28 protein-coding genes and 2 pseudogenes are annotated in these 26,015 nt (G+C 71.4%); 23 read left to right on the forward strand and 7 right to left on the reverse strand.

The features are described from left to right. Positions 1-432: 432 nt before the first annotated feature. The 13 genes and pseudogenes from AB0B76_RS05085 to AB0B76_RS05145 all read left to right on the forward strand — a co-directional run bounded on the left by AB0B76_RS05085 (position 433) and on the right by AB0B76_RS05145 (position 9,296). A complete protein-coding gene (locus AB0B76_RS05085) occupies positions 433-1,083 on the forward strand; it encodes a DUF402 domain-containing protein (RefSeq protein WP_360369519.1) in 651 nt (216 codons plus the stop codon). 109 nt (positions 1,084-1,192) lie between these two features. Further along, complete coding sequence (locus AB0B76_RS05090) at positions 1,193-1,816, forward strand: DUF402 domain-containing protein (RefSeq protein ID WP_360370219.1); 624 nt, start codon at positions 1,193-1,195, stop codon at positions 1,814-1,816. A gap of 318 nt (positions 1,817-2,134) precedes the next feature. Continuing rightward, positions 2,135-2,596, forward strand: coding sequence for a 30S ribosomal protein S16 (rpsP, locus tag AB0B76_RS05095; RefSeq protein WP_360369522.1), 462 nt, complete (start codon positions 2,135-2,137; stop codon positions 2,594-2,596). Continuing rightward, a complete protein-coding gene (locus AB0B76_RS05100; protein ID WP_360369525.1) occupies positions 2,571-2,828 on the forward strand; it encodes an RNA-binding protein in 258 nt (85 codons plus the stop codon). Before rpsP ends, AB0B76_RS05100 begins: the two co-directional genes overlap by 26 nt. Before the next feature lie 7 nt (positions 2,829-2,835). Then, positions 2,836-3,384, forward strand: a complete 549-nt coding sequence (gene rimM / locus AB0B76_RS05105; RefSeq protein WP_360370222.1) for a ribosome maturation factor RimM — start codon at positions 2,836-2,838, stop codon at positions 3,382-3,384. Beyond that, a complete protein-coding gene (gene trmD / locus AB0B76_RS05110) occupies positions 3,381-4,085 on the forward strand; it encodes a tRNA (guanosine(37)-N1)-methyltransferase TrmD (protein WP_360369528.1) in 705 nt (234 codons plus the stop codon). The genes rimM and trmD overlap by 4 nt, the downstream gene beginning before the upstream one ends. A 130-nt stretch (positions 4,086-4,215) precedes the next feature. Next, on the forward strand, positions 4,216-4,575 hold the full coding sequence (gene rplS / locus AB0B76_RS05115; RefSeq protein WP_350621052.1) for a 50S ribosomal protein L19: 360 nt from the start codon (positions 4,216-4,218) through the stop codon (positions 4,573-4,575). Between the two features lie 831 nt (positions 4,576-5,406). Then, positions 5,407-6,255: pseudogene (gene lepB / locus AB0B76_RS05120) on the forward strand (signal peptidase I); the annotation flags it as partial. A 21-nt stretch (positions 6,256-6,276) separates the two neighbouring features. Then, positions 6,277-6,918 (forward strand): signal peptidase I, encoded by a 642-nt coding sequence (gene lepB / locus AB0B76_RS05125; RefSeq protein ID WP_360369532.1) that lies wholly within the window; start codon positions 6,277-6,279, stop codon positions 6,916-6,918. 21 nt (positions 6,919-6,939) lie between these two features. Then, on the forward strand, positions 6,940-7,398 hold the full coding sequence (locus AB0B76_RS05130) for an NUDIX domain-containing protein (protein WP_360369535.1): 459 nt from the start codon (positions 6,940-6,942) through the stop codon (positions 7,396-7,398). Between the two features lie 2 nt (positions 7,399-7,400). Next, positions 7,401-8,147 carry a ribonuclease HII gene (locus AB0B76_RS05135; RefSeq protein WP_360369538.1) on the forward strand — a complete coding sequence of 249 codons (747 nt, stop codon included), beginning with the start codon at positions 7,401-7,403 and terminating at the stop codon, positions 8,145-8,147. Beyond that, positions 8,144-8,464, forward strand: coding sequence for a DUF2469 domain-containing protein (locus AB0B76_RS05140; protein ID WP_033357832.1), 321 nt, complete (start codon positions 8,144-8,146; stop codon positions 8,462-8,464). Before AB0B76_RS05135 ends, AB0B76_RS05140 begins: the two co-directional genes overlap by 4 nt. 385 nt (positions 8,465-8,849) lie before the next feature. Then, positions 8,850-9,296 carry a M23 family metallopeptidase gene (locus tag AB0B76_RS05145; RefSeq protein ID WP_360369541.1) on the forward strand — a complete coding sequence of 149 codons (447 nt, stop codon included), beginning with the start codon at positions 8,850-8,852 and terminating at the stop codon, positions 9,294-9,296. Between the two features lie 517 nt (positions 9,297-9,813). On the opposite strand, the gene AB0B76_RS05150 is transcribed toward AB0B76_RS05145, so the two are convergent. The 4 genes from AB0B76_RS05150 to AB0B76_RS05165 form a co-directional block, all read right to left on the reverse strand. Next, positions 9,814-10,977 carry an aminotransferase class V-fold PLP-dependent enzyme gene (locus tag AB0B76_RS05150; RefSeq protein ID WP_360369544.1) on the reverse strand — a complete coding sequence of 388 codons (1,164 nt, stop codon included), beginning with the start codon at positions 10,975-10,977 and terminating at the stop codon, positions 9,814-9,816. Between the two features lie 138 nt (positions 10,978-11,115). Beyond that, positions 11,116-12,027, reverse strand: a complete 912-nt coding sequence (locus AB0B76_RS05155) for a tyrosine recombinase XerC (RefSeq protein ID WP_360369547.1) — start codon at positions 12,025-12,027, stop codon at positions 11,116-11,118. A 470-nt stretch (positions 12,028-12,497) separates the two neighbouring features. Next, positions 12,498-12,860, reverse strand: a complete 363-nt coding sequence (locus AB0B76_RS05160) for a hypothetical protein (RefSeq protein ID WP_360369550.1) — start codon at positions 12,858-12,860, stop codon at positions 12,498-12,500. Beyond that, positions 12,857-13,135, reverse strand: coding sequence for an ACT domain-containing protein (locus tag AB0B76_RS05165; RefSeq protein ID WP_360369553.1), 279 nt, complete (start codon positions 13,133-13,135; stop codon positions 12,857-12,859). The genes AB0B76_RS05160 and AB0B76_RS05165 overlap by 4 nt, the downstream gene beginning before the upstream one ends. A gap of 106 nt (positions 13,136-13,241) precedes the next feature. On the opposite strand from AB0B76_RS05165, the gene AB0B76_RS05170 reads away from it, so the two are divergent. From AB0B76_RS05170 to dprA, 4 genes are all read left to right on the forward strand, one after another. Beyond that, on the forward strand, positions 13,242-14,165 hold the full coding sequence (locus tag AB0B76_RS05170) for a helix-turn-helix domain-containing GNAT family N-acetyltransferase (protein ID WP_360369556.1): 924 nt from the start codon (positions 13,242-13,244) through the stop codon (positions 14,163-14,165). A gap of 145 nt (positions 14,166-14,310) precedes the next feature. Further along, positions 14,311-14,664, forward strand: coding sequence for a YraN family protein (locus AB0B76_RS05175; protein ID WP_360369559.1), 354 nt, complete (start codon positions 14,311-14,313; stop codon positions 14,662-14,664). After that, positions 14,664-16,178, forward strand: a complete 1,515-nt coding sequence (locus AB0B76_RS05180; protein WP_360369562.1) for a YifB family Mg chelatase-like AAA ATPase — start codon at positions 14,664-14,666, stop codon at positions 16,176-16,178. Before AB0B76_RS05175 ends, AB0B76_RS05180 begins: the two co-directional genes overlap by 1 nt. Next, positions 16,175-17,380, forward strand: coding sequence for a DNA-processing protein DprA (gene dprA / locus AB0B76_RS05185; RefSeq protein ID WP_360369565.1), 1,206 nt, complete (start codon positions 16,175-16,177; stop codon positions 17,378-17,380). The genes AB0B76_RS05180 and dprA overlap by 4 nt, the downstream gene beginning before the upstream one ends. 5 nt (positions 17,381-17,385) lie before the next feature. Here dprA and AB0B76_RS05190 read toward each other — a convergent pair whose 3' ends face one another. Further along, complete coding sequence (locus tag AB0B76_RS05190) at positions 17,386-18,564, reverse strand: pyridoxal phosphate-dependent aminotransferase (RefSeq protein WP_360369568.1); 1,179 nt, start codon at positions 18,562-18,564, stop codon at positions 17,386-17,388. Positions 18,565-19,386: 822 nt separating this feature from the next. After that, complete coding sequence (locus AB0B76_RS05195; protein ID WP_360369571.1) at positions 19,387-19,617, reverse strand: hypothetical protein; 231 nt, start codon at positions 19,615-19,617, stop codon at positions 19,387-19,389. 457 nt (positions 19,618-20,074) lie between these two features. On the opposite strand from AB0B76_RS05195, the gene AB0B76_RS05200 reads away from it, so the two are divergent. From AB0B76_RS05200 to frr, 5 genes are all read left to right on the forward strand, one after another. After that, on the forward strand, positions 20,075-20,371 hold the full coding sequence (locus AB0B76_RS05200; protein WP_360369574.1) for a hypothetical protein: 297 nt from the start codon (positions 20,075-20,077) through the stop codon (positions 20,369-20,371). A gap of 903 nt (positions 20,372-21,274) precedes the next feature. After that, positions 21,275-22,216 (forward strand): 30S ribosomal protein S2, encoded by a 942-nt coding sequence (rpsB, locus tag AB0B76_RS05205; RefSeq protein ID WP_360369577.1) that lies wholly within the window; start codon positions 21,275-21,277, stop codon positions 22,214-22,216. A 21-nt stretch (positions 22,217-22,237) separates the two neighbouring features. Next, positions 22,238-23,065 (forward strand): translation elongation factor Ts, encoded by an 828-nt coding sequence (gene tsf / locus AB0B76_RS05210; RefSeq protein WP_360369580.1) that lies wholly within the window; start codon positions 22,238-22,240, stop codon positions 23,063-23,065. Positions 23,066-23,154: 89 nt separating this feature from the next. After that, complete coding sequence (pyrH, locus tag AB0B76_RS05215; protein WP_360369583.1) at positions 23,155-23,946, forward strand: UMP kinase; 792 nt, start codon at positions 23,155-23,157, stop codon at positions 23,944-23,946. Beyond that, a complete protein-coding gene (frr, locus tag AB0B76_RS05220; RefSeq protein ID WP_360369586.1) occupies positions 23,943-24,500 on the forward strand; it encodes a ribosome recycling factor in 558 nt (185 codons plus the stop codon). Before pyrH ends, frr begins: the two co-directional genes overlap by 4 nt. 121 nt (positions 24,501-24,621) lie before the next feature. On the opposite strand, the gene AB0B76_RS05225 is transcribed toward frr, so the two are convergent. Beyond that, positions 24,622-25,215, reverse strand: coding sequence for a hypothetical protein (locus tag AB0B76_RS05225; protein ID WP_360370252.1), 594 nt, complete (start codon positions 25,213-25,215; stop codon positions 24,622-24,624). Between AB0B76_RS05225 and AB0B76_RS05230 the strand changes: the two are divergent. After that, a pseudogene (locus tag AB0B76_RS05230) lies at positions 25,136-25,984 on the forward strand (phosphatidate cytidylyltransferase); the annotation flags it as partial. The gene AB0B76_RS05225 and the pseudogene AB0B76_RS05230 overlap by 80 nt on opposite strands. Positions 25,985-26,015 lie beyond the last annotated feature (31 nt).

Raw genomic sequence — 26,015 nt, forward strand, 5'->3', positions numbered from 1 at the left:
ATCCGCGCGCGGAGGCTGGACGTGGGTCGCCGCGTTCGTGAAAGGCGGGGCGTGGGCCGCCGTGTCCGCGATGGGCTGGTCGTGCGCTGGTGCGTCTGTGTGGCGGGATGCCGAGGCGTCGGCCGCCGCATCCGCGCGCGGAGGCTGGACGTGGGTCGCCGCGTTCGTGAAAGGCGGGGCGTGGGCCGCCGTGTCCGCGATGGGCTGGTCGTGCGCTGGTGCGTCCGCGTGGCGGGATGCCGAGGCGTCGGCCGCCGCATCCGCGCGCGGAAGGCTCGACGTGGACCGGCGTGTCCTCGCGGCGGATGCCGGGGCACCCGTCGGCCGGCGTGTCGGCGCGGCGGGAGGCCGGACGTGCGTCGGCGCGCGCGGTGAGCTGCCACGGCGATGTGCGGAGCGGGGCTCGGGAGCGCGGCCCGATACAATTGGCGCGTGCCGCTGCGTCCCGGAAGACCGATCCTGCACCGGCATTTCACCCGCGACACCCTGGTCTGGGCACCGTTGACGCGCGTGGTCTCCGATAACGAGCAGGGCACCCGCCTCTGGCTCGCCACCGGCAGTCCCGTGATCCGGCAGGTCAGTGAGGACGGCGCGGGGCCGCGCGGGATGCCGTTCGCGCAGTGGCTCGAGGAGCCGAAGAAGATCATCCAGGACGTGTACCGCGGGCCGAGCACGTTGAAGTTTCATCCGCGCGGGGCCGCGTACTCGGTGTGGTGGCTGTTCGATCCCGAGCTGCGCTTCCGCGCGTGGTACGTAAACCTCGAAGAGCCCTCGGTGACGTGGGACGACGGCGCGGTCGCGGGGATCGACCTCACCGACCAGGACCTCGACATGTGGGTCTGGCCCGACCGGCGATGGGGCTGGAAGGACGAGGACGAGCTCGAGGAGCGGCTGGCTTACCCGGACGCGTACTGGGTGAGCGACCCCGACGCCGTGTGGGCCCAAGGCCGCGCGGTCGTGCCCGCGATCGAGGCGGGGGAGTGGCCGTTCGACGGCACGTGGACCGACTTCCGGCCGCCGGACGAGTGGACCGTCCCGGAGCCCGTGACCGAGGGCTGGGACCGGCCCCGGCAGCGCGCGTGATCGCCTCGCCGCACGTCCGTGCGCGGGCAGGTGTCACCGGACCCCGCGCGACGCGCGGCTTATCTAGGGAGCACGGTTGAGCGTCGTCTTCACGCCCGGCCAGGTGGTTATGCATCGCAACGTTCGCCGTGGGCGGATCGGGTGGGTCCGGCCCGCGCGCGTCGTGTCCGACGACGAGCGCGGGCTGCTGCTGTGGGTCGCGCGGCACACGCCGGTCGTCAACGAGGTGTCCGGGGACGGGCGCGGGATGCGGACGATGCCGTTCACCGAGTACGTCACGCTCGGGACGTCGCTGAAGCACGGCACCTGGGGCGGGCCCGGCGTGCTCAAGCTGCACCGCCCCGGCGACCTCGCGCACTCGGTGTGGTGGTTCCGCAACGACGCGGGCGAGTTCACCGGGTGGTACGTCAACCTGGAGCGCCCGGCGATCCGCTGGAGCGACCCGGGCGGCGCGTCCGGGGTCGACGTGACCGACGAGGACCTGGACATCCTCGTCGCGCCCGACCGGAGCTGGGAGTGGAAGGACGAGGAGGAGTTCCTCGAGCGGCTCGCCCTCCCGGAGCACTACTGGGTGGCGGACGAGGCGGCGGTACGCGAGGAAGGCCTCCGCGTCGTCAAGGAGATCAAGGCCGGCGACTTCCCCTTCGACGGCACCTGGACGGACTTCAAGCCGCCGGCCGAGTGGGAGGTGCCCGGCCTCGAACCCGGCTGGGACCGCCCGCCGCTGCGCTGAGCGAGTCGGACCGACGCGTCCGCGCGTGTGGCTGTCCGAGTGCCGGGTGGCGGCGGAGGTGAAAAGCCGACCGCGTGGGTGGTACCGACGAAAAAGCGTGAAAAGGGAAAAAGTCCTCGCGAGGCAGGGGAGGATCGGCATTCACGGGGTCGTTTTTGCGCACGGTAGCGGGTCTGGCACAATGGTCTGCTGGTATCCGGTGTGCGTCGAGCCCTCTAACCCGGCGTAGTGCCAGTCCAACAGAGCAGCCGACGGCACCATCCCCACGGTGTCCGGGCGGTCGCTCGGCTTCCAACAGATCCAGGAGCGAGCAACCAAGTGGCCGTCAAGATCCGGCTCCTGCGGATGGGCAAGATCCGCAACCCGCAGTACCGCATCGTCATCGCCGACTCGCGCACCAAGCGTGATGGTCGGGCGATCGAGTTCGTCGGGCTGTACCACCCGAAGGAGGAGCCCTCGCGCATCGAGGTCAACTCCGACCGTGTCCAGCACTGGCTCTCCGTCGGCGCGCAGCCGAGCGAGGCCGTGCGGGCCATCCTGTCCAAGACCGGCGACTGGCAGAAGTTCAAGGGTCTGCCGGCCCCGGCCGAACCGCTGAAGGTCGCCGCCGCGGCGCCCGACCGCAAGGCCGCCTACGAGGCCGAGGCGCAGGCCGCCGCCGGTCTCGCCGACGCGCCGAAGGCGAAGAAGACCGCCGAACCGAAGAAGAAGGCCGAGGCCGAGGCTCCGGCTGCGCAGGCGGAGGAGCAGTCCGGTGCCGGCGCCGGCGCGGAGGCCTGACGTGCTGCGCCCGGCGCTCGAGCACCTGGTCAAGGGCATCGTCGACAATCCTGACGATGTCCGCGTGCGGATGGTCGACTCCCGTCGCGGTCAGCGGCTGGAGGTCCGGGTCAACCCGGAGGACCTCGGCACGGTGATCGGGCGCGGTGGTCGCACGGCCAAGGCGCTGCGGCAGGTCATCATGTCGATCGGCGGCCGCGGCGTGCGCGTCGAGATCGTCGACGCGTACTGACCGCATGCTGCTCGTCGTCGGTCAGATCTTCCGCGCGCACGGCGTCCGCGGCGAGGTCGTCGTAGACCTGCGCACGGACGCGCCGGCTGAGCGTTTCGCCGTCGGGTCGGTCCTCGCGACCGACTCGACGGCGGTGCGGCATCTGCAGACCGTGCCTCCGGGCGCGTGGCAGCCTCCGCCGACGCTCACCATCGAATCGGTACGCCCGCACCAGGGTCGCCTCCTGGTGGTTTTCGAGGGCATCTACGACCGCAACCTCGCCGAGGACATGCGCGGCGTCCTGCTGTGCGTGGACAGCGCCACGATCCCGGCCAGCGACGACCCGGACGAGTTCAACGACCACGAGCTGATCGGCCTCGACATCGTCGACGCCGCGGGGGAAAGCGTCGGCAAGCTGCTGCGCGTCGACCACGCGCCCGCGCACGACCTGCTCGTCGTGGAGCTCACCGACGGGCGTACCGGCCTCGTGCCGTTCGTGCGCGAGATCGTCCCCGAGGTCGACGTGCCCGGGCGGCGCATCGTGATCACCCCGCCGGAAGGCCTGTTCGACCTATGAGGGTCGACGTCGTCACGATCTTTCCGGAGTACCTCGCGCCGCTCGAGCTGTCCCTGATCGGCAAGGCGCGTGCGAACGGGACGCTGCGGCTGGCGGTACACGATCTGCGGAAATGGACGCATGACGTGCATCGCACCGTGGACGACACGCCGTACGGCGGCGGCCCCGGCATGGTGATGCGGCCCGAGCCGTGGGGCCAGGCCCTGGACGCGCTGGCCGGCCCCGAGACCCACCTGATCGTCCCGAGCCCGGCCGGCGCCCCGTTCACCCAGGCGACCGCGCGTGCTCTTGCGGGCGACGAGCACCTGATGTTCGCGTGCGGCCGGTACGAGGGCATCGACCAGCGCGTCTTCGACCACGCCGCCGCGCGGATGCGGGTGAGCGAGGTCTCCCTCGGCGACTACGTGCTCTTCGGCGGCGAGGTCGCGGTCCTCGTCGTGCTCGAGGCGATCACGCGGCTGCTCCCGGGCGTGCTGGGCAACGCCGACTCGCTGCTGGAGGAGTCGCACGCCGACGGCGTCCTGGAGGCGCCGATGTACACGAAGCCGCCGAGTTGGCGCGGCCTGGACGTGCCCGAGATCCTGCGCTCGGGTGATCACGGTCGCATCGCGCGGTGGCGGCGCGAGCAGGCGATCCAGCGCACCGCCGAGCGCCGCCCGGACCTCATCGCTGCGCTCGAACGGCGTGATCAAGGAGCCTGATTTCAGGTTCGGCACGTCGATGTGGCAAAGTAGTGAGGTTGCCGCGGCCTTACGCGTCCGGCAGCCATGATCACAAACCCTCGCGCGCCGCGGAGATCGGGCGTGCCTTGAGTGACGAGGAACAGCCGCGATGAACACGCTGGACGCGCTGGACGCACAGTCGCAGCGGACCGATATCCCGAGCTTCCGCGCCGGCGACACCGTCAAGGTGCACGCCCGGGTCGTCGAGGGCAACCGGTCCCGGGTCCAGGTCTTCCAGGGCGTCGTGATCCGTCGCCAGGGTGCCGGCCTGCGGGAGACCTTCTCCGTCCGGAAGGTGAGCTTCGGCGTCGGCGTCGAGCGCACCTACCCGGTCAACAGCCCGGCCGTCGACCGGATCGAGGTCGTGACGCGCGGCGACGTGCGCCGCGCGAAGCTCTACTACCTGCGCGACCTGCGGGGCAAGAAGGCCAAGATCAAGGAGAAGCGCGAGACCAAGGTCAGCAGCTGACCTTCTGCGTTTCGCCGGATCACCGACGGGGAGGGGCGCGGTGCGCACCCTCCCTGCGTCGTGTCCGGGATCGGGTCTTTCGGTCATCTGGAGCCGGTCTCCCCAAAGTGGTCTTGTGCATCTAGGCTGACGCCGATGGCAAGTGACCCCTACGGCCGCGATGGTTACGACGATCGTGCCGACGACCAGTACCCGCACGACCGCCGCCTGGACCAGGCGGACGGCCGGCGCGGGCAGCCGCCGCAACCCTTCGGCGGCGTCAGCTACCCAGGTCACGACTACTGGTCGACCCAGGGGCGCCCGGACGCCGAAGAGGGGCCGCGCGCCTATGACGGCGGCTGGAGCCGCGACGACCGCAACGCCTCCGGGCGCGGCGAGGCGCCGCCCGGCCGTGACGTGGTGCCCGGTCGTCGTGACGTGGTGCCCGGTCGCGATCCTGCGCCGGGCCGCGGTGGCTACCAGCGCGACGACGAATGGGGCGCGACCGGCACCGGCCGGGGCGACTGGGGTCGCGAGCCGGAGCGCGGCTGGAGCCGCGACAGTGACCGCGGCGGGAGCCGCGACGACTGGAACCGCGAGCGCTCCTGGGACGACGACCCGTACGGCTCCCGGCGCGGCCAGTGGGACCGCGACGAGCCGCCGATGGTGCGCGACCGCGCGTTCGAGCGCGAGAACGGCTATGACGCGGCCGGATACGACGATTCGCGGGAACGTCGCGAGCGAGAGCGCGCGGATCGGTACGAACGCAGCTATGACCGTGGCGAGCGCTCCACGGGCTCGGGTTCCCGCCCGCGCCGTGAGGCGTCCAGCGAGGACGACTCCGTCTCCACCTGGCGCAGCAAGGTCCGCCGCAAGCGCAAGAATATGCCGTTGTGGCAGGAGCTGCCGCTGCTGCTGATCGTGGCGTTCTGCCTGGCGGTGCTCATCCGCACGTTCCTGGTGCAGGCGTTCTTCATCCCGTCGGGCTCGATGGAGGAGACCCTCCTCGTCGGCGACCGGGTGCTGGTCAACAAGGTGCTGTACGACGTGCGGGAGCCCGAGCGCGGCGAGGTCGTCGTGTTCACCGGGCCCGACACCTGGGCGCCGGAGAACCAGGTCGACAAGGACGCCGGCTTCTTCGCCGAGCTCGGCCGCACCGTCGGGGACCTCGTCGGGTTCTCCCAACCGGGTGAGAAAGACTTCATCAAACGGGTGATCGGCCTGCCCGGCGACACCGTCGCCTGCTGCGACGTCGACGGGCGCGTCACGGTCAACGGCTATCCACTGGATGAGTCGGCGTACCTCTACGACAACTCGCCGCTGGACGCCGCCCCGAACCCGAGGCAGTGCACGGCGCGCCGGTTCGGCCCGATCAAGGTTCAGGCCGGGCAGATGTTCGTGATGGGCGACCACCGCGGCGTCTCCCAGGACTCGCGCTGCCAGGGTCAGGTGCCGATCGACAACGTGATCGGCCGCGCCTTCGTGATCCTCTGGCCGAGCAGCCGATGGGGCTGGCTACCCGTGCCCGATACGTTCAAGAATGTCCCGAAACCGGTGGCTCTTCCCGCGCCTGGACCACATGTGACGCGTGAGCACAATGCGCCGTTGGTCCCGGATATGGTACTTGTGCCGATCGCTGTCTCGGCTTCGCTTTCGACCCGATCGGCGCGTCAGGAGCGGTTGAGGCGTCGCCAATGGTGACGAGCACGTACCCTTCAGGGCGTGATTGACGAGCAAACCAAAAAGCCCAGTAGCTTCTGGCGAGAACTGCCGGTGTTGCTGGGCGTGGCGATCATCGTCGCCGTCGTCGTACGCGCCTTCGTCCTGCAGACGTTCTACATCCCGTCCGAGTCGATGGAGAACACGCTGCTCATCAAGGACCGCGTGCTCGTCAACAAACTGGTGTACGACTTCCGCTCCCCGCATCGCGGCGAGGTCATCGTCTTCACCGCACCCGACTCCTGGCGCAACGACCCGTCCGAAGAGGACTTCATCAAGCGGGTCATCGCCGTCGGCGGCGACCACGTCATGTGCTGCGACGACAAGCAGCGCATCACGGTCAACGGCACGCCGCTGGACGAGACCTACATCTACGCCAACGCCGACGGGCTGCAGGACCTCCCGAGCGAGGAACAGTTCGACGTCACGGTGCCCAAGGACCGCCTGTGGGTGATGGGCGACCACCGGTCCCGATCGGGCGACTCGCGGTACAACTTCATCCGCACGAAAGATCCCAACCAGGCCACGATCCCCGAGGACGCCGTGATCGGCCGCGCCTTCGTGGTCTTCTGGCCCTTCAACCGGGCGAAGTGGCTCAGCGTGCCCGACACCTTCGACAAGGTGCCGGATCCGACGTCCAGATGATTGCGTCGTAGTCTCGTCGGTATGACGGAGGCCGCGGCAGACATCGACCGCCGGGCGGCGCGGGTGCTGTTACTCGACCCGTCCGGGCGTGTCCTGCTGCTGCGCGGATGCGACCCGGCCCGCCCCGAGCACCGCTACTGGTTCACCGTCGGCGGCGGCTTGGAGGCGGGGGAGTCGCTCGCCGAGGCGGCCGTCCGCGAGGTCTACGAGGAGACCGGCCTGCGCATCACCGCGGCGGACCTGGTCGGGCCCGTCCGCACGGATCAGGTCCAGTTTCCTTTCGATGGCCGTTGGTACTCGCAGGAGCAGACGTTCTTCGTGGTGCGCGCGGAGGCCTTCACGGCGGATCTCTCCCACCTCGCCGACTACGAGATCACCAGCGTCGACGACACCCGGTGGTGGTCCGCGGACGAGCTTGCCGCTACGTCGCAGCGTTTCTACCCGCAGGACCTGGCGGCACTGCTGCGGGAGGTGGCCTGAGCATGCTGGCGCCTCCGCGCACCGTCGTACATCGTGCAGCGGGCCTCTGGGCTCTCGAGCGCGCGCTGCAGCGCCGCGGATTCAACCGCGTCGCCGGCGCCGACGAGGCGGGTCGTGGGGCCTGTGCGGGGCCCCTCGTGGTGGCCGCCGTCATCCTGCCCCAGGGACGCCGCGGTGAGATCGAGGATCTCAACGACTCCAAGCTGCTCACCCCGGCCGCGCGGGAGCGCATCTACGAACAGGTCGTGCGGCGCGCGGAGGCGTGGACCGCGATCGTGATCCCGCCCGGCGACATCGACCGCCGCGGGCTGCACGTGTGCAACCTCGCCGGCATGCGTCGCGCCCTCGCGGGCCTGGCGGTGCGGCCGGAGTACGCGCTCACCGACGGCTTCAAGGTCGACGGCCTCGGCATTCCCGGCCTCGCGGTCTGGAAGGGCGACCAGGTCGCCGCGTGCGTCGCGGCCGCCAGCGTCGTGGCGAAGGTCACGCGGGACCGCATCATGGAGCGACTGCACGAGTCGTACCCGCAGTACGGCTTCGACGAGCACAAAGGCTATTCGACTCCGGTGCACGGCGCGGCTCTCGTGGCCCACGGCCCGTGCCCCGAGCACCGTTTCTCCTACGCGAACGTGGCGGCGGTGGGGCGGCCGGGCTCACGGCGCGGTAACGTCGGCGTGGCGCCCGGCGAGGCCGCACGGGTTCCGGCGCAAGTGGGCGACAATGTGGCTATGGAAGGCGGACCGCGATGAGCGCCGAAGATCTCGAGAAGTATGAAACCGAGATGGAGCTCCAGCTCTACCGGGAGTACCGCGACATCGTCCGTCAGTTCTCCTACGTGGTGGAGACCGAGCGCCGGTTCTACCTGGCCAACCAGGTCGACCTCCACGTGCGCAACTCCGACGGCGAGGTCTACTTCGAGGTCGAGATGCACGACGCCTGGGTCTGGGACATGTACCGGCCTGCCCGCTTCGTGAAGAACGTCCGAGTGATGACCTTCAAGGACGTCAACGTCGAGGAGCTCGAGAAGCCTGACATCTCGCTCCCGGACAACGGCTTCGGTGGCTGATCCTCGTCACACCTCGTAACTCGGCCCGTCACCAAGTGTGCGGGCCGGGTTAATTTTTTGCCCGTTTCGTACCGCCTGGTCCGTGATTGATCCACGGGCTTGTCCACAGGTTTCATGATCGCGTTTGCCTCGGCCGCCGGATTGGACAACGCTCGCGGCCATGTTGAAGAACATGGCTCGTTTCGGTCTCCTCGTCCTTGCCGCCACCGCCATCGCAGCGGCCTCGACGGCCATCGCGGCGGTCTCAGCGGCCCGCTCCAAGCCGGAGCCGGCCACGCCCTCACCGTCGGCCGCTGAGGCCCCGCCGGCGGCCGGTGCAGACTCGGGTGGTCCGTTCACTCAGGCGCGTTCCTGGGCTCCCGCCGGCGTCCCGGCCTGGGGTCCCGTGACCGGGCCGTTCGCGTTCGCCCCCGGCGACGGTGTCTTCCAGGCTCCGCTCGACGGCCCGGTCACCGTGACGAGGGGCTTCGAGCCTCCTTCGGACCGTTACGCCGCCGGCCATCGCGGCGTGGACCTGGCGGGCGTCCCCGGCCAGACGGTACGCAGCGCCGGCGAGGGCACCGTCATCTTCGCCGGCCTGGTGGGCGGACGGCCGGTGGTGAGCGTCGAGCATCCGGGCGGCGTGCGCACCACGTACGAGCCGGTCGCGCCGACGGTGGTGCGCGGGCAGGTGGTCTCGCGGGGGACGCCCTTGGGCACCCTGAGACCGGGCCACCCGAACTGCCCGGTGACGGCCTGCCTGCATTGGGGCCTGAGAACCGACGACAACGTGTACCTGGACCCGCTCACCCTGCTCCGCCCAGCCCAGGTCCGCCTGCTGCCGCTGAACTGACTCGCTCTTCTCCTGTCCCGCTCACCTTCTCAGCCCTCTTCTCGTCTCTGCTTCTCGCCGCTGTACCTGCCTGCTGTTCGCCCCCTCGCCAGGGTGTTCGCCGTCCGCCACTGACCTGCCTAGTCGCGCTCCGCCGCATTCGCCGTGCCACGCGCTCGCACTGAGGCCGTCGCAGGACCGCCGTTTTCGCGAATCCACCACCTGATACCCGGGCCGTCGCTTCCATGCTCTGCGCTTTCGTCGGGCTTCCGCCCCGCCGCGTCCGTGCGTCTTGGGGGGTCGTTCGTTCTCGAGCTGCCGCTGCGCAGCGTCCGTGCGGGTCGTTGGTTGGGTCACCGCTGAGCTGGCGCTGCGCCGCTTCCGCGCTGGTCGTTGGTTGCGTCACCGCTGAGCTGGCGCTGCGCCGCTTCCGCGCTGGTCGTTGGCTGGTCACTCCCGAGCCGGCGTTGCGCAGCGTCCGCGCGCGTCAGGTTCGATGCGGCACTGAACTGCTGTTGCCGCGCGTCCGAGCGAACGCTTAAAGGTGTTCGAGGAGCTTCGGCAGCCCCGCCGCCAGCCGCTGGTAGTCCTCGGGCCGGTTGTAGATCTGGCCCGACAGCCGCAGATATCCGCGCCCGCGCCAAGCCGTCATCCCTACCTCGGCCGAGAGCTCATCCGAGATCCTCCGGCGCAGGGCGGTCGCCGACTCCGGGTCGCTCGCCACGCCCGGGCGCAGCGGGATCAGCGTCATCGGCAGCCCGGTCGCGGGCGGCAGGTCAGCCCCGATCGCCTCCGCGACCGCGCGCTGCCCGTACTCGGCCATCGCTGTGTTGTGCCGCCGCACCGCCTCGATCCCCAGCGAGCGCAGCACGTACAGCCCCGTCGGCGCGGCCAGCCAGGGTGTGTAGTCGTGCGACCCGAGCCACTCGAGGCTCGCGGGGAAGCCGGCCTCAGTCGACCACGACAGCACCAGCGGCCGGATTCGCGCCCGGCGCGCGGGCGCGACCGACAGCAGCGCCGTGCCGCGGGGCGCGTATCCCCACTTGTGCAGGTTCCCGACCCAGAAGTCCGCCCCGAGGTCGCTGACCTGCGGGTCGAGGATGCCCGGCACGTGCGCGGCGTCGACGTGCACCGCCGCCTGGTCGCCCCAGCGTCCGCGCACCGCCTCGACGATGCGCCGTACCGGAAACACCCGCGCGGTCGCGGCGGTGATGTGGTCGATGATCACCAGCCGCGTCCGGGACGTGGTCGCTTCCAGCACCGCTGCCGTGACCGTCGCGTCGTCCGCCCCCAGCGGCACCCGCGCGACCCGACGCACCGCGCCGGTGCGCCGGCACGTGGCCGCCACCGCCAGATCCACGGCCCCATAGCCGTGATCGGTCGTCACGATTTCGTCCTCGGTACCGAGATCAAGGCTCCCGAGCACGATCGACGTGCCCGTGGAGGCGTTCTCGACCAGTGCGGTTCCCTCGGGATCGGCACCGACGAAGGTGGCGAGATGCCGCCGCACGTGCGCGATTCGCTCCTCGAGCCCGACGGCGAAGAACCGGTGCGGGTTGGCTTCCATCTCCTCGCGTACCCGCTGCTGCGCCCGCTGCACCGCGATGGGCACCATCCCGAACGCCCCGTGGTTCAGGTGCGCAACGGCTGCGTCGTGCGAGAACAGCAGCCGAGCACCGGCAATCGGCTCGGGAGCGGACACATCCACGATCTTAGGGCTCCGTCCCCGTCCCCGCGCCCACTTGCCGCGCACCACCCCGCTCGATCGCCCCGTACACCGCCCAACGAAAGCTCGAGCCCTAAGGCTGCCAGGCGACGCAGCCTTCGGGAACCTCCGGTGCTACGCGCGCGGATGCGCCTGTTCGTATGCGGTGCGCAGACGCTCGATCGACACGTGGGTGTAGATCTGGGTACTCGACAGCGATGCGTGCCCGAGCAGCTCTTGGACGGACCGCAGATCGGCGCCGCCCTCCAGCAGGTGCGTGGCCGCGGAGTGCCGCAGATCGTGGGGCGACGTGTGCGGCAGCCCGGCCGCCCGCGCGTACGAGTCCACGATCCGCCGTGCCGCGCCTGCCTGAAGCCGGCCACCGCGCGCGCCGAGCAGCAGCGCCGGGCCGCTCTGGGCGTTCTCGAGCGCCGGGCGGCCGTGCCGGAGCCAGGCGGTCAGCGCAGCGTCGGCCGGCAGCCCGTACGGCACCGCGCGCTCCTTGTCGCCCTTGCCCACGACCCGCACGACGCGCCGCATCCGGTCGACGTCGCCGAGGTCGAGGCCACACAGCTCGCTGACCCGGATCCCGGTGCCGTACAGCAGCTCCAGCACCAGCCGGTCGCGCAGCCCGAGCGCGTCCGCGCGGCCCGACGGCGAGGTCATCAGCGTCTCGGCCTGGTCCGCGCGGAGCACCGTCGGAAGGTCTCGGTGCGCCTTCGGGCTGGCCAGGCGCTGACCCGGGTCCGTCTCGAGCAGCCCCTCGCGCCTCGCCCAGGCCGTGAACGTCCGCGCGGCCGCGGCGTGCCGGGCGAGACTCGTCCGAGCGTCCCCGGCGGCGCGCCTCCGCGCGAGCCACCCTCGCAACACGGCGAGCGTCAGCCCGGCGGGTGCGTCCGCGCCTCCGGCCGCGGCATGGTCGAGCAGCGACACGACATCGCCGACGTACGCCCGCACCGTGTGCGCGGACCGGTTTCGCTCGGCCGCGAGGTAGCGCGCGAAGTCGTCGACCGCGTCGCGCATGGCGACCGGCATCCGCTCGTGCATCTCAGCGGTCCCCGGCGCGGGCGTGTCGATCCGCCCACGCGTCCGGCCGCGCCCCGTGCGGGCGATACTGCCGCCGCCGCGCGACGTCGCAGGACCGCCACGTTTCCCGCTCGCCGTGGTGATATCCCGCCCGGTTTCGCCCCGCGCGGGTGCGCCGGCCGGCGTGCCGGCGACTTCGGCCGTCCGTTCCAGCGCGGCTGGGCCGTCTCCCGTGTGGGCCTGGCTGGTCGTGCTGCGCCCGCTTCTGGCCTGCGCGGTGGTGTCCCGTCTCGCCCGGTTTTGCGCGGGCGCGGTCGTGGACTCACCCGCGTCGGCGTCACCCCGCGGGCTGCCTGTGGCGTCGGATTTCGCCGCGCGGGCGCGCCGGGCATCGGCGGCAGCCTGGGCGGTCGCTGCTACGTCGCGGAGACGCGCGGGCGCGCTCCCGCCGCTGCCGGCCTGCGGGCCGTCCGGCGAGGGGTCCTGCGGCTTCAACGGCGTTGCTGCTCTTCGAGGAACCGTTCGATCAGCCCGCGCACCACGGCCGCCATCGTGAAGCCGTGCTCGGTGCACCAGGCGCGCAGCTCGGTGTGCCGCTCCGCCGGCAGACGGAACGTCACGAGCTGGCTCTCCTCGCCGACCGGGAGGGAGCCGCCCAGCACGCCGTGCGAGGCCGTCTCCTGGCCGAGATCGGGTGGACCGAGGAGGTTCCGCCCGCGCAGCGCCGCGGTGGCGAAGAGCGCGCTGCGATCCAGTGGAACGGTGCGTCCGAGCAGCCAGGTGGTGATCTCCTGGCGGGCTGCGGGCGGGAGCGTCTCGAGCAGCTCCACGAGTTTGTCGACCGGAGCAGTCATACGGTCACGATAGCGCCCGATATCCCGCTATCGCTATCGATCCGCGCGACCGATCGAACGCGTACACCTTGGACTTCCTCGAGTAGCTCGGGCAGCGTCCGGTCGATCACCGGCCCCGGCACGCTGACCACGAACTCGTCCGTTGCCACGGTGCCGTCGCGGGTGAGCACCCGCATCTGGCGGATGTCGACACCGAGTCGACCGAGCAGGGTGGTCACCTGGCCGAGCGAGCCGGGCCGGTCGGGGAGTTCGACGATCATGTGGCGCAGCGACATGAGCCAAGCCTGGCGAGGCCGCGTTTCCCGGCAGTTACGACGCCACGTCGCGCCGCTTTCGGGAAGTTCGTTGACAACGTCAAGGAATCTGATGACGATGTCAATTATGACTATCGAGTCGGTCGCCGCGTTCCGGGGGTTCAACCGCTTCTACACAAATCTGATCGGCGTACTGCGGGCCGGCCTGCTCGACTCGCCGTACTCGTTGGCCGAGGCGCGGGTGCTGTACGAGCTCGCCGCCGCGCCCGCGCGCATGCTCGACGTCGCGGAGCTGCGCCAGGGGCTCGACATGGACGCCGGCTACCTGAGCCGCATCCTGGGCCGGTTCGAGGGCGACGGGCTCGTGGTGCGGGAGCGCTCGGACGCGGACGCGCGCAAGCAGCGCATCCGGCTGACCGACGCCGGACGGACGGCTCAGGCCGAGCTCGACCAGCGCTCGGACGCGCAGGCGGCGGCGCTGCTGGGCGCGGTCACGGACATGGACCGGCGCCGCCTCATCGGTGCCATGAGCGCCATCGAGACGATCCTCGGCGGCGGTACCGCATCCGCGCCCACGGTCGTGTTGCGCCCGCCGGGGCCCGGTGACCTCGGCTGGGTCGTCCAGCGCCACGGCGCGCTCTACGCCACGGAGTACGGCTGGAACGGCGACTTCGAAGCGATGGTCGCGCGCATCGTCGCGGACTACGCCGACTCGCACGATCCGCGCTGGGACCGCGCCTGGATCGCCGAGGTCGACGGCGAGCCCGTCGGGTCGATCTTCTGCGTCCGCGCGGGCGGGGACACCGCGAAGCTCCGGCTGCTGTTCGTCGAGCCGAAGGCCCGCGGCCTGGGCGTTGGCGGCCGTCTCGTCGAGGAATGCGTCCGCTTCGCCCGCGGTGCCGGGTATCGCGACATGGTCCTGTTCACCCACGACATCCTGACCGCCGCGCGCCATCTGTATCAGCGGGCCGGATTCGAGCTCGACCACGAGGAGCGCAAGCCGGCGTACGGCCATGATCTCGTGCACCAGAACTGGCGCAAAGTTTTCTGAAGGCGGCCCGGTCGTGGCCCCAAGCCTGCTCAACCTGCGGCGCGCATCTCCCACCCAGCAAGGAGTTATCCACAAGCACCTCGTTGTCCACAGATTGATCTTCGTCGCGGCGCGGTGATCGCCACGATCCGCCAGAGTCGCCGGCATGACGAACCACAACCAGCTCGTCGGCGGCTACGGCGAACGCGTCGCCTGCCGATACCTCGTGTCACAGGGCCTCGTGCTGCTCGACCGCAACTGGCGCAGCCGGGCAGGTGAACTCGACGTGGTCGCCCGCGACGGCGCCGACGTGGTGTTCGTCGAGGTCAAGACCCGCAGGAGCACGCGGTTCGGTCAACCTGTCGAGGCGCTCGTGCCGGCCAAGGTCCGCCGGCTGCGCACGCTCGCCCGGATGTGGCTGTCCGACAACGACGTGCCCTGCGAACGCGTCCGGTTCGACGTGATCAGCGTGCTCATCGGCCGGTCCGTGGCGCTACAGCATCTGCGCGGGGCGTTCTGATGGGGTACGCCCGCGTCTACTCCGTCGCCCTGCACGGCGTGGCCGGCGAGGTTATCGTCGTCGAGGCGGACGTGGCGCCCGGCCTGCCCAGCCTCGTCGTCTCCGGCCTGCCCGACGCGGCGCTGAGCGAGGCCCGCGACCGCGTCCGAGCGGCCGTGCACAACTCCGGCGCCTACTGGCCCCAGGCGCGCATCACCGTCAACCTCCTGCCCGCTCACGTCCGCAAGCACGGCTCCGGCTTCGACACCGCCGTCGCGATCGCGGTGCTCGCCGCCGGTGCGGCCCTGCCCATCGGCCGCCTCGAGCAGGCCGTGGTCCTCGGCGAGCTCGGCCTGGACGGCACCGTCCGTCCGGTCCGCGGGGTGCTGCCCGCGGTCCTGGCCGCCAGCCGCGCCGGGAAAGAGCTGGCCCTGGTACCCCTGGCCAACATCACCGAGGCCCGGCTCGTGCCCAACATCGAGGTCCGCGCCACGGACAGTCTCGGCCGGATCATCGGCTTCCTGCACGGCTCGGAGAACCTGCTGGACCCGGCCCCGGTGCCGCCGACGGCCGAGGCTGCCCCGCTCGACCTCGCCGACGTCCTGGGCCAGGAGCGCGGGCGCCGCGTCATCGAACTCGCCGCGGCAGGGCGGCACCACGTCGCGATGTTCGGCCCGCCGGGCGCCGGAAAGACCATGCTCGCCGCCCGCCTGCCCGGAGTCCTGCCACCGCTCGACGATGAGGAGGCGATCGAGGTGACGGCGCTCCATTCGATCGCCGGCACTCTCGCTCCAAGCGGTGCACTCGTCAGGCGGGCGCCGCTCCAGGCCCCCCATCACACAGCGTCCGTGGCCGCACTGGTCGGCGGCGGATCAGGTCTCGCCAAGCCAGGGGCGATCAGCCTCGCCCACCACGGCGTGCTCTTCCTCGACGAGTGCGCCGAGTTCGCCTCCGGTGTGCTCGACGCCCTTCGGCAACCGCTGGAACAGGGTGAGATCAGGCTCAGGCGTACGTACGGCGAGACCATCTATCCAGCCCGGGCGCAGCTGGTCATGGCGGCCAACCCCTGCCCGTGCGCGAAGCCGGGAGGCCGGCAGACGTGCCAGTGCCCGTCGATCGTCCGCCGGCGGTACCAGGCCCGGCTCTCCGGGCCCTTGATGGACCGGGTGGATCTACAGGTAGATCTTGACCCGGTCCGTTCCGCCGCGCTGCTCGGCACCGAACACGTGGAGCCGTCCCAGATCATCGCCAAGCGGGTTTTCGAGGCCAGGGCCACGGCCGCGTCCCGCTGGGGAGGACAGGCCAGGACGAACGGGGATGTGCCGGCCGCGGTCCTGCGAGAGGGAAAGTTCCGGCTTTCGCGGTTCGTGCTGCACCCGCTGACGATCGAGATGGATCGGGGCCGGCTGTCGGCGAGAGGCTTCGAGCGGTCGGTGCGTGTGGCTTGGACCATCGCCGACCTCGATGGGCGGGAACGGCCTGAGGCGGCTGACGTACGTGAGGCGCTGGAGCTGCGCTCGAGGACCGTTCGATGAGGGCGGCGGAGGAGCGCGAGGCGCGCATGGCGCTCGGGACGCTCGTCGAGCCCGGCTCTCGCGAGCTCGGCTTGCTGGTCCGTTCGGTGGGCGCACCTGAGGCGCTGGCCCGGGCCGTCGGCGGGTTCGGCATCTCGCCCGGGCTGGCTGGTGCGGTACAGGCGAGACTGCGCATCGCCGGCGTGGACGGCTCGGCGGACGTGGGTGCTGAGCTCGCCGAGCAGATGGGAGAGCTGGCGGAGCGGCTCGGTGCGCGGATCATCACCGCGGCCGACGAGGAATGGCCGGCGGTGCTCGACGACCTGGTCCGGGCCAGCCGCGAGGGCAACATGCTGCGCCGGGACACCGACCCGCCGATGTGCGTCTGGCTGCGCGGGCCGTTGCGGCTCGCCGAGACGCTGAAGCGGTCCGTGGCGGTGGTGGGGGCGAGGGCGGTCACCGGGTACGGCGGCTACGTGGCCTCCGAGTTCGGGTACGGGCTCGCGGAGTGCGGGTGGACGGTCGTTTCCGGCGGCGCTCTCGGCGTCGACGTGACCGCACATCGGGGCGCGCTGGCCGGGGGAGGGGCGACGGTCGCGGTGATGGCGTGCGGGATCGACAAGGCGTATCCGGCGGCGAATACCGCGGTGCTGGAACAGATCGGCGACGAGGGTCTGCTGCTGACCGAGTGGCCGCCCGGCACGCAGCCGCACAAGACGCGATTCCTGACCCGCAACCGGGTCATCGCCGCGGCAACCAGGGGCACGGTGATGGTCGAGGCCGGGTCACGCAGCGGGGCGCGCAACACCCTCGGGTACGCCAGGCTGCTGCAACGTTCCGCGATGGTCGTGCCCGGGCCGATCAACTCGCCGATGTCGGTCGGCTGCCACGTGGAGCTGCGGCAGCCGGGCACGGTGCTGGTGACCCGGGTCGAGGAGATCGTCGAGGAGATCGGAAGTGTCGGGGAGCTGGCCACGCCGATCCAGGGTGCGGGGCGGCCCGAGGACGTTCTCGACGCGCTCCAGGCGCGCATCCTCGACGCGGTGCGGCCGCGCAAGGCCACGACGGCGGAGCAGATTGCCGCCGTGGCCGGAGTCAGCGGGCGCGATGCCCGGCGCAACCTGCCGCTGCTGGAGGAGCTGGGGTTCGTGCTGTCGGGACCGGACGGGTACCGGCTCAGCAGCCCGCCGCGGGGTCCGATCGGCGAGGAGGAAGAGAGGTGACCGGGTCAGAGCCGCTGGAGCCGGGCCACGGCCTCGTCGAGGACCTCGTCCCGCTTGCAGAACGCGAACCGCACGAGCCGTCGCCCGGCCTCGACGTCGTCGTAGAAGACCTGGGTCGGTACCGCGACGACGCCGCAGCGCTCCGGCAGCGCCAGGCAGAACTCGACGCCGTCGGTGCCGCCCAGCGGCGTGATGTCCGCGGTGACGAAGTACGTGCCCTCCGGCTGCAGCACCGCGAACCCGGCCTCGGCCAGGCCCTTGCACAGGCGGTCGCGCTTGCGCTGCAGGTCGTCGCGGAACTCCTGGTAGTAGGACGTCGGCGACGCCAGGGCCACCGCGACGGCGGGCTGGAGCGGGCCGGCGTTGACGTACGTCAGGAACTGCTTCACCCGCGTCACGGCCGAGACCAGCGGGCGGGTGCCGCAGACCCAGCCGATCTTCCAGCCGGTGCACGAGAACGTCTTGCCGGCGGAGGAGATCTGCAGCGTCCGGTCCCGCATGCCGGGCAGCCCGGCGAGCGGCACGTGCGGGGCGGCCGCGTCGCTGAAGACCAGGTGCTCGTACACCTCGTCGGTGACGGCCACGACGTCGTACTCGGTGCACAGCTCGGCGATCTGGGCGAGCTCGGCCGCGGTGAAGACCTTGCCGGTCGGGTTGTGCGGGGAGTTGAGCAGCACCAGCCGGGTCCGCGGTCCGAACGCGGCGCGCAGCTCGGCGGGGTCGAAGGAGTACTGGCCGTCGGCGGCCCGCAAGGTCACCGGGCGGCGGACGGCGCCCGCGAGCGCGATGGATGCGGCGTACGAGTCGTAGTAGGGCTCGAAGCAGACGACCTCGTCGCCGGGTTCGCAGAGGGCGAGGATGCTCGCCGCGATCGCCTCGGTCGCGCCGACGGTGACCAGGATCTCGCCGTCGGGGTCGTACTCGAGGCCCCAGAAGGCCCGCTGGTGCGCCGAGATCGCGGTGCGCAGCTCGGGGATGCCGGGGCCGGGCGGGTACTGGTTGCGGCCTCCGTGGATCGCCGCGGCCGCCGCGTCCAGCATCGCGGCCGGTCCGTCGGTGTCGGGAAAGCCCTGCCCGAGGTTGACGGAGCCGGTGCGTACGGCGAGCGCCGACATCTCCGCGAAGATCGTCGTGCCGAACGGGCGCATGCGGGCGATGAGCGGATCACGCGAGGCGTCTGTCACCTCCCGAGTATGCGGCCGAGCTTGCCGGTGCGGTCGGGGCTGTCTGGTGGAAGGCGCGGTTGTCGGTTGGCCGCCGGAGTCGGAGGGGCAGGGGCGGGCCGGGTGCCGCGCGCCGTGTGGGTCGATGGGAGCCTGCGCCGACCGCGGGCCGCCTGGCCTGTGGTCGGTCCGGGTTCGGACGCCCCGTCGGCGAGGCATTGGCAGGCGAGTACGGCCCCGCCTGCGGCCGGCCGAGGGCTGCCGGCCCGTCGGAGGAGCGATTCCGGAGGAGTGCGGCCCTCTCCGTGGCCGGTGCGGGATCGGGCGCCCCGTTGGAGGGGCAGCGGCCGACGAGCGCGGCCTGCGAACAGTCCGGAATCGGGCGACTTGTGCGAGGGACAGGGGCAGAAATGGGGAACGCGTGTGATCCCGACAGGCCTGGTCAGGGCAGCGACGCAGATTACAGGCACCTTTGCCGGGTGGCGAGGATCATGCCGAGGGCCTACCGTGACGGACCGTGGATGGACGCCGGAACTTCCCCTCCGACCCGGACGCGGAATCGCGCTGGTACCCGGATGGCCCTGGATACGACGATCGCGGGTACGACGACCGCCGTGACGATCGCGGGCATGACGCCCGCAGTGACCGGGGCCGGGACGAGCGCTCCCGGGACTCGCACGGCCGGGACGACGCCGACTCCGGGTATGGCGACGAGCGCGGCTACGGCGATGACCGGGGGTACACGCCGACGCGGTATGCGGACGAGCGGGAGTACGACGACGGCGGGTACCGGGTTCCGGAGCCGCGGGGAGGGGGCCGTGGGTACGGTGCCGATCCGCTGAGCTACGGCGACAGTCCCAGTGGGCAGTTCGGTCCGGCGGCCATCGGGCGGGGCGGGGACTCGGGCGAGTACTCCGGGGAGTTCGTGAGCCGGTCGCGGCGCTCGGAGCCGATCGACCGCGGCTCGCTGCAGCGGCCGGTGTCGGGCGGAGGCGCCTCCGATGGGGTGGCCGGGGCCTCGATCCCGGGGCTCAACACCTCCGGGTCGCCGATCCAGGGGCTGCCGACCGTCACGCCGTCCAACACGGGGTCGCTCGGGCACAGCGGGCCAGGCGGATCAGTTGGGCTGGGTGGACCTGCTGGGCCGGGCGGCGCCGGGTCGCTCGGACACGTCGGCGGCGCGGGACTCGCCCCGGGCACGACCAGCCCGCTCGGGGTGGCATCGGCCGGGTCGGGAGTTGCGGCGCCTGGGGTTGCTGCCTCTGGCGGCGGCGGTGCGCCTGGATTTGGGGCGCCCGGGGGCTTCGCGCCAGGCGGTTACGCGCCGGGCGCGGCCGGGCCGGTGTCCGGTGGGCCCGTCTCGGGTGTACCCGGGTCCGGGGCGCCGGTCGGCGGCGAGTTTGCCCAGGCCGGAGGGGGTGCGGCCGGGAGCGCCGGGTCGATGCCCCATGCCTTCGCCGGGCCTACGGCGCTCACCGCGGCCGTGCCTGCGCCGCGGCAGTACGGGGCGGGGCCGGAGGTGGGCGGTGCGGTGTACCAGAGCAAGCGGCCCGGGCTGGCTGTGGCGCTCGTGGTGCTGACCGTGCTGTTCGAGGTACCGGTGCTGCGGCTTTTCATTCAGGCCATGACCGCCAGTGATGTGCCCGCTGGAGCGACGCTTGCTGGAATGTTCATGATTCCGGCGTTGCCGATGTTTTCGCTCGGGCTGTACGGGCTGATCGGTGGGGCGGCCGCTGCGGCGCCCGGGGTTCGGGCCTGGCTGCGTACGCCGCTTGCCTACCTGCCCGTGGCGCTGCTGCTGTTCGTTGCGGCCGGGCTCGCTGCCTAGGGGACGAAGTTCGCAATTTGGTGCCGCGGCGGAAGGCGTAGAGCCATAAGACGCCGCAGGAGAGGCGGCACGGCAGAGGCGTAAACGGCGAAGGTGGCAAGGGCGTAAGCGGCGGAGGCGGCAAGGCGTAGAGCTGCCGACGCCGGCAGGCCTGAGCGGCCGAGAGACGCCGAGGCAGAGGGCGGAGACGCCGCGGCAGTGGGGCCAGATGGCCGTAGGGGGCGCCGCGGCGGAAGCGGCGGAGCGAAGCGGCCGTGGGAGATGCCGCGGCGGAGGCGGCCGCCACGAGACGCCGCGGCGCCGGCGGCCGTAGGGGGCGCCGCGGCGGAAGCGGCGGAGCGAAGCGGCCGTGGGAGATGCCGCGGCGGAGGCGGCCGCCACGAGACGCCGCGACGCCGGCGGCCGTACGAGACGCCGCGGCGGAGGCGGCGGACGTGGCTGAACGAAGCGGCCGTACGGAGACGCCGGGGCAAAGGTGGCACGCCGACAGCAGCCACAGAAGACAGCCACGGCCCACGGCCGCGGTCCGAAGCGGCGTGCAAGACGCCCAGCACCAAGCCCGAAACAGCCGCCGCGCCCCCCACAAACACGACAACCCGCCCACACCAGAAATACCCGTCCAAACTCCACGACAGTGGGGGCATTCGTAGAAGCGCAGACCCGGCGCGTACACTTTCCCCCGGCGACCGCACACCGTGCGGTCGACCTCGCGCGCCCTCCCTAGCCCGCCGCATTTCTTTCCGCGCCGGGTGAGCATTCCAGGGCGGCGGCCGCCCTGGTCCCGAGAGCACACGTGGTGCACCACCGCGCGTGCGACGGGTGAGACGGCCGACGACTGGGCGCCAGGACGGCGGGCCGACCGGTCCACCGTGTGTAACCAGGATCGAAAGGATCCCTGCCGACATGGCTGTAACGATGCGTCAGCTGCTCGAGAGTGGCGTGCACTTCGGGCACCAGACCCGCCGCTGGAACCCGAAGATGAAGCGCTTCATCTTCACCGAGCGCAACGGTATCTACATCATTGACCTGCGCCAGACGCTCGACTACATCGAGAAGGCGTACGACTACATCCGCAACACGGTGGCCGAGGGTGGCTCGGTGCTGTTCGTCGGCACCAAGAAGCAGGCCCAGGAGGCGATCGCCGAGCAGGCGACGCGCGTCGGGCAGCCGTACGTCAACCACCGCTGGCTCGGCGGCATGCTGACGAACTTCCAGACGGTGTACAAGCGCCTGCAGCGGATGAAGGAGCTCGAGAGCCTCGACCTGACGGGTACCGCTCAGGGGTACACCAAGAAGGAGACGCTCCAGCTGTCCCGCGAGCAGACCAAGCTCAGCCGCACGCTGGGTGGTCTCCGTGACATGCAGAAGCTCCCGTCGGCGATCTGGGTCATCGACACCAAGAAGGAGCACATCGCGGTCGACGAGGCTCGCAAGCTGGGCATCCCGGTCATCGCCGTGCTCGACACGAACTGCGACCCCGACGAGGTCGACTTCCCGATCCCGGGCAACGACGACGCCATCCGCTCCGCGGCGCTGCTGACCCGCGTGGTCGCCGACGCCGTCGCCGACGGTCTGATCGCTCGTTCCGGGCGGGCCACCCGCGCCGACCAGAAGCCCGAGCCGGGCGTCGTGGCCGGTGACGAGCCGCTCGCCGAGTGGGAGCGCGAGCTGCTGGAAGGTGGCGCCAAGCCCGCTGCGCCGGCCGCTGAGGCGACCGCCGCCGCGCCGGCCGCCGAGGCGAGCAGCGCCGCCACCGATGCGAGCACCGCCGAGGTGAACAGCGCCCCCGACGCGAGCAACGCCGCCGAGGCGGGCAACGCCGCCGAAGAGAACAACCAGGCGTAACCCACAGAGCGAGAGAGAGTCATGTCCAACTTCACCGCCGCTGACGTCAAGCGGCTCCGCGAACTGACCGGCTCCGGCATGATGGACTGCAAGAAGGCGCTCGAGGAGGCCGAAGGCGACTTCGACAAGGCCGTCGAGCTGCTGCGCATCAAGGGTGCCAAGGACGTCGGCAAGCGTGCCGGCCGCACCACGGCCAACGGCCTCGTCGCGCACTCCGGCTCGGGCCTGGTCGAGATCAACTGCGAGACCGACTTCGTGGCCAAGAACGAGGCGTTCGTCGAGCTCGGGCAGCGCCTCGCGGCCCAGGTCGACGCGATCAAGCCGGCCGACGTGGACGGCCTGCTGGCCTCCAAGCTCGGCGACGCCACCGTGGCCGAGCTGATCCAGGTCGAGTCGGCGCGCATCGGCGAGAAGCTCGTCATCAACCGCATCGCGGTGCTCGGCGAGCCGGTCGCGATCTACATGCACCGCAAGAGCCCCGACCTCCCGCCGCAGGTCGGCGTCGCGGTCGAGTTCAACGGCAAGACCGACGAGGCGGCCGTCGCCGACGCCCGCGCGGTGGCGATGCAGATCGCCGCGATGCGGCCGAAGTACCTCACGCGCGACGAGGTACCCACCGACGTGGTCGAGTCCGAGCGGCGCATCGCCGAGGAGACCGCCCGCGAGGAGGGCAAGCCCGAGCAGGCCCTGCCGAAGATCATCGAGGGTCGGGTCAACGCCTTCTTCAAGGACTTCGTCCTGATCGAGCAGCCCTCGGTCAGCGACAACAAGAAGACGGTCAAGCAGGTGCTGGCGGAGGCCGGTATCGAAGTGACGCGGTTCGTGCGCTTCGAGGTCGGCCAGGCCTGACCGCGGTACAACAGCAGCAGTAAGGGGGTCACGGTCCACCGGATGGAGACCGTGACCCCCTTTCCACAAGCAGACAGAAGGGTGCCCAGATGACGAACACCGCCGTCGAAGCGGCCAGGCAGTCCCTGACCCCCGCCCCGCTGGGGGCGCGGCGTGTCGTGCTGAAGCTCTCCGGTGAGGTGTTCGGAGGCGGCGCCGTCGGCGTCGACCCCAACGTGGTGCGCGGCATGGCGCGCCAGATCGCCGCGGTCGTGCGCCGCGGCGTACAGGTCGCCGTCGTGGTGGGCGGCGGCAACTTCTTCCGCGGCGCCGAGCTCTCCCGGGCCGGGATGGACCGCTCGCGCGCGGACTACATGGGCATGCTCGGCACGGTGATGAACTGCCTGGCGCTGCAGGACTTCCTGGAGAAGGAAGGCATCGACACGCGCGTGCAGAGCGCGATCACCATGGCCCAGGTCGCCGAGCCCTACATCCCCCGGCGGGCGATCCGCCACCTGGAGAAGGGCCGCGTCGTCATCTTCGGCGCGGGCGCCGGCCTGCCGTACTTCTCCACCGACACGGTCGCGGCCCAGCGCGCGCTGGAGATCCACGCGCACACCGTGCTCATGAGCAAGAACGGCGTCGACGGCGTGTACACCGCCGACCCGCGCACCGATCCGACCGCCCGCAAGCTCGACAGCCTCACGTTCGCCGAGGCGCTGCTCAAGGGGCTGCGGGTGGTGGACCAGACGGCGTTCAGCCTCTGCCAGGAGAACGCGCTGCCGATGCTGGTCTTCGGCGCGGAGGGGGAGGACAACGTCGCTCGCGCGCTGAGTGGTGAGAGGATCGGCACGCTCATCACCGCCGAGCCCGTCCCGGATCGAGGAGGACAGACCCCGTGATCGAAGAGACACTCTTCGAGGCCGAAGAGAAGATGGATCGTGCGATCGACCACGCCAAGGAGGAGTTCGCGGTCATTCGCACCGGCCGCGCCACCCCGGCGATGTTCGGCAAGGTGATGGTCGACTACTACGGCACCCCGACCCCGCTGCCGCAGATGTCCTCGATCGCGATTCCCGAGCCGCGCATGGCGATCATCAAGCCCTACGACGCGTCGCAGCTCAACGCGATGGAGAAGGCGATCCGCGACTCCGACCTGGGCGTGAACCCGAACAACGAGGGTACCCAGATCCGCATCATGCTGCCGCAGATGACGGAGGAGCGCCGCCGCGACATGATCAAGGTGGCCCGCAACAAGGCCGAGGACTCCCGCGTGGCGATCCGCAACGTGCGCCGCAAGGCCAAGGAGGAGCTCGACCGCATCGTCAAGGACGGCGAGGCCGGCGAGGACGAGGTCCGCCGCGCGGAGAAGGAGCTCGAGGACCTGACGCACAAGTACGTCGCGCAGGTCGACGAGCTGCTCAAGCACAAGGAAGCCGAGCTACTCGAGGTCTGATGGCCCATCTCGACCGGGCTCAGAAGGCCCCCGGCCCGTCATCGACGCGGGCGCGGCAGGACCATGCCGCGCCCGAGCCGCCCGCGGAAGACCAAAAAGCGGAAGAGCCGGCTTCGGTACCTCAAGAGCCTCCCACCCCCACCACCCCGCCCCCCAACACCGCGCCCGCGCCCGCGACGCCCTCCAACGGCGCGACGCCCACGGACGCCGCGTCCGCGCCCACGAAGGCGGCCGACGACGCGACGTCCAGCGACGCCGCCTCCGCGCGTGTGAGGCCCTCCGACGCCGCGTCCGCGCGTGCCACGTCCGGCGACGCTGCGTCCGCGCCCACGAAGCCCGCCGACGACGCGTCCGCGCATGCCACGTCCAGCGACGCCGCCTCCGCGCGTGTGAGGCCCGCCAACGGCGCGTCCGCGCCCGCAATGGCCGCCGACGACGCGACGCCCTCCGACGACGCGCCCGCGCGTGCCACGTCCGGCGACGCCGCGCCCGCGCGTGCCACGTCCAGCGACGCCGCCTCCGCGCCCACGAAGCCCGCCGACGCCGCGTCCGCGCCTGCGACCTCTGTAAACGCCGCGTCCGCGCCTGCGACCCCCGTAAACGGCGCGTCCGCGCCCGCGATGGCCGCCGACGGCGCGAGTGCCTCCGCGCCCGCGCCGCGTAAGAGTCGTGCCGGGCGTAACCTGCCCGCCGCCATCGGGGTCGGGGCCGGCATGGGCGGCCTCGTCGTCATCTCGCTGTTCGTGTGGAAGTGGCTGTTCCTCGGCCTGGTGATCGCGGCCGTGATGATCGGCGTCTGGGAGATGGTCCGGGCGGTCAGCCTGCAGAAGGCGCGCCCCCCGCTGGTCCCGCTGCTCCTCGGCGCGCCGCTGATGGTCGGGCTGGCCTGGTTCGGCGGGGCCGAGCGGCTGCCGCTCGGGCTGATCGCCACGCTGCTGCTCGTCTTCGTCTGGCGGTTCGCCGACGGGGTTCCGCATTATCAGCGCGACGTGACCGCCGGCGCGCTCATCGCCGTGTACGTGCCCTTCCTCGGCTCGTTCGCGGCCCTCCTGGCCTATCCGGCCCACGACGGCAGCGTGCGGGTCCTGGTGACCATTCTCGCCGTGGTGTTGTCGGACACCGGCGGGTACGCCACCGGTGTTTTTCTCGGTAAGCACCCCATGGCCCCGTCGGTCAGCCCGGCCAAGTCGTGGGAGGGGTTCGCCGGGTCGGTCGTCTGGACCGGGGCCGGCAGCGCGATCGCCCTGCCGCTGCTGCTCGACGACGCCGTCTGGTGGCACGGCGCGATCTTCGGCGTCGCGGTGTCGATCGCCTCGGTTCTGGGCGATCTCGGGGAGTCGCTGATCAAGCGGGACCTCGGCGTGAAGGACATGAGCAACCTGCTGCCGGGGCACGGCGGGCTGATGGACCGGCTCGACTCGGTACTGCTGGCGCTGCCCACCGCTTATGCCGTGCTGGCCTTCCTCGTCCCCTGGAGCAGGTAGAACGGGCGCCCGGAGTCGCCCGGCCGTGCTG

This window comes from Dactylosporangium sp. NPDC049140 (assembly GCF_040648435.1).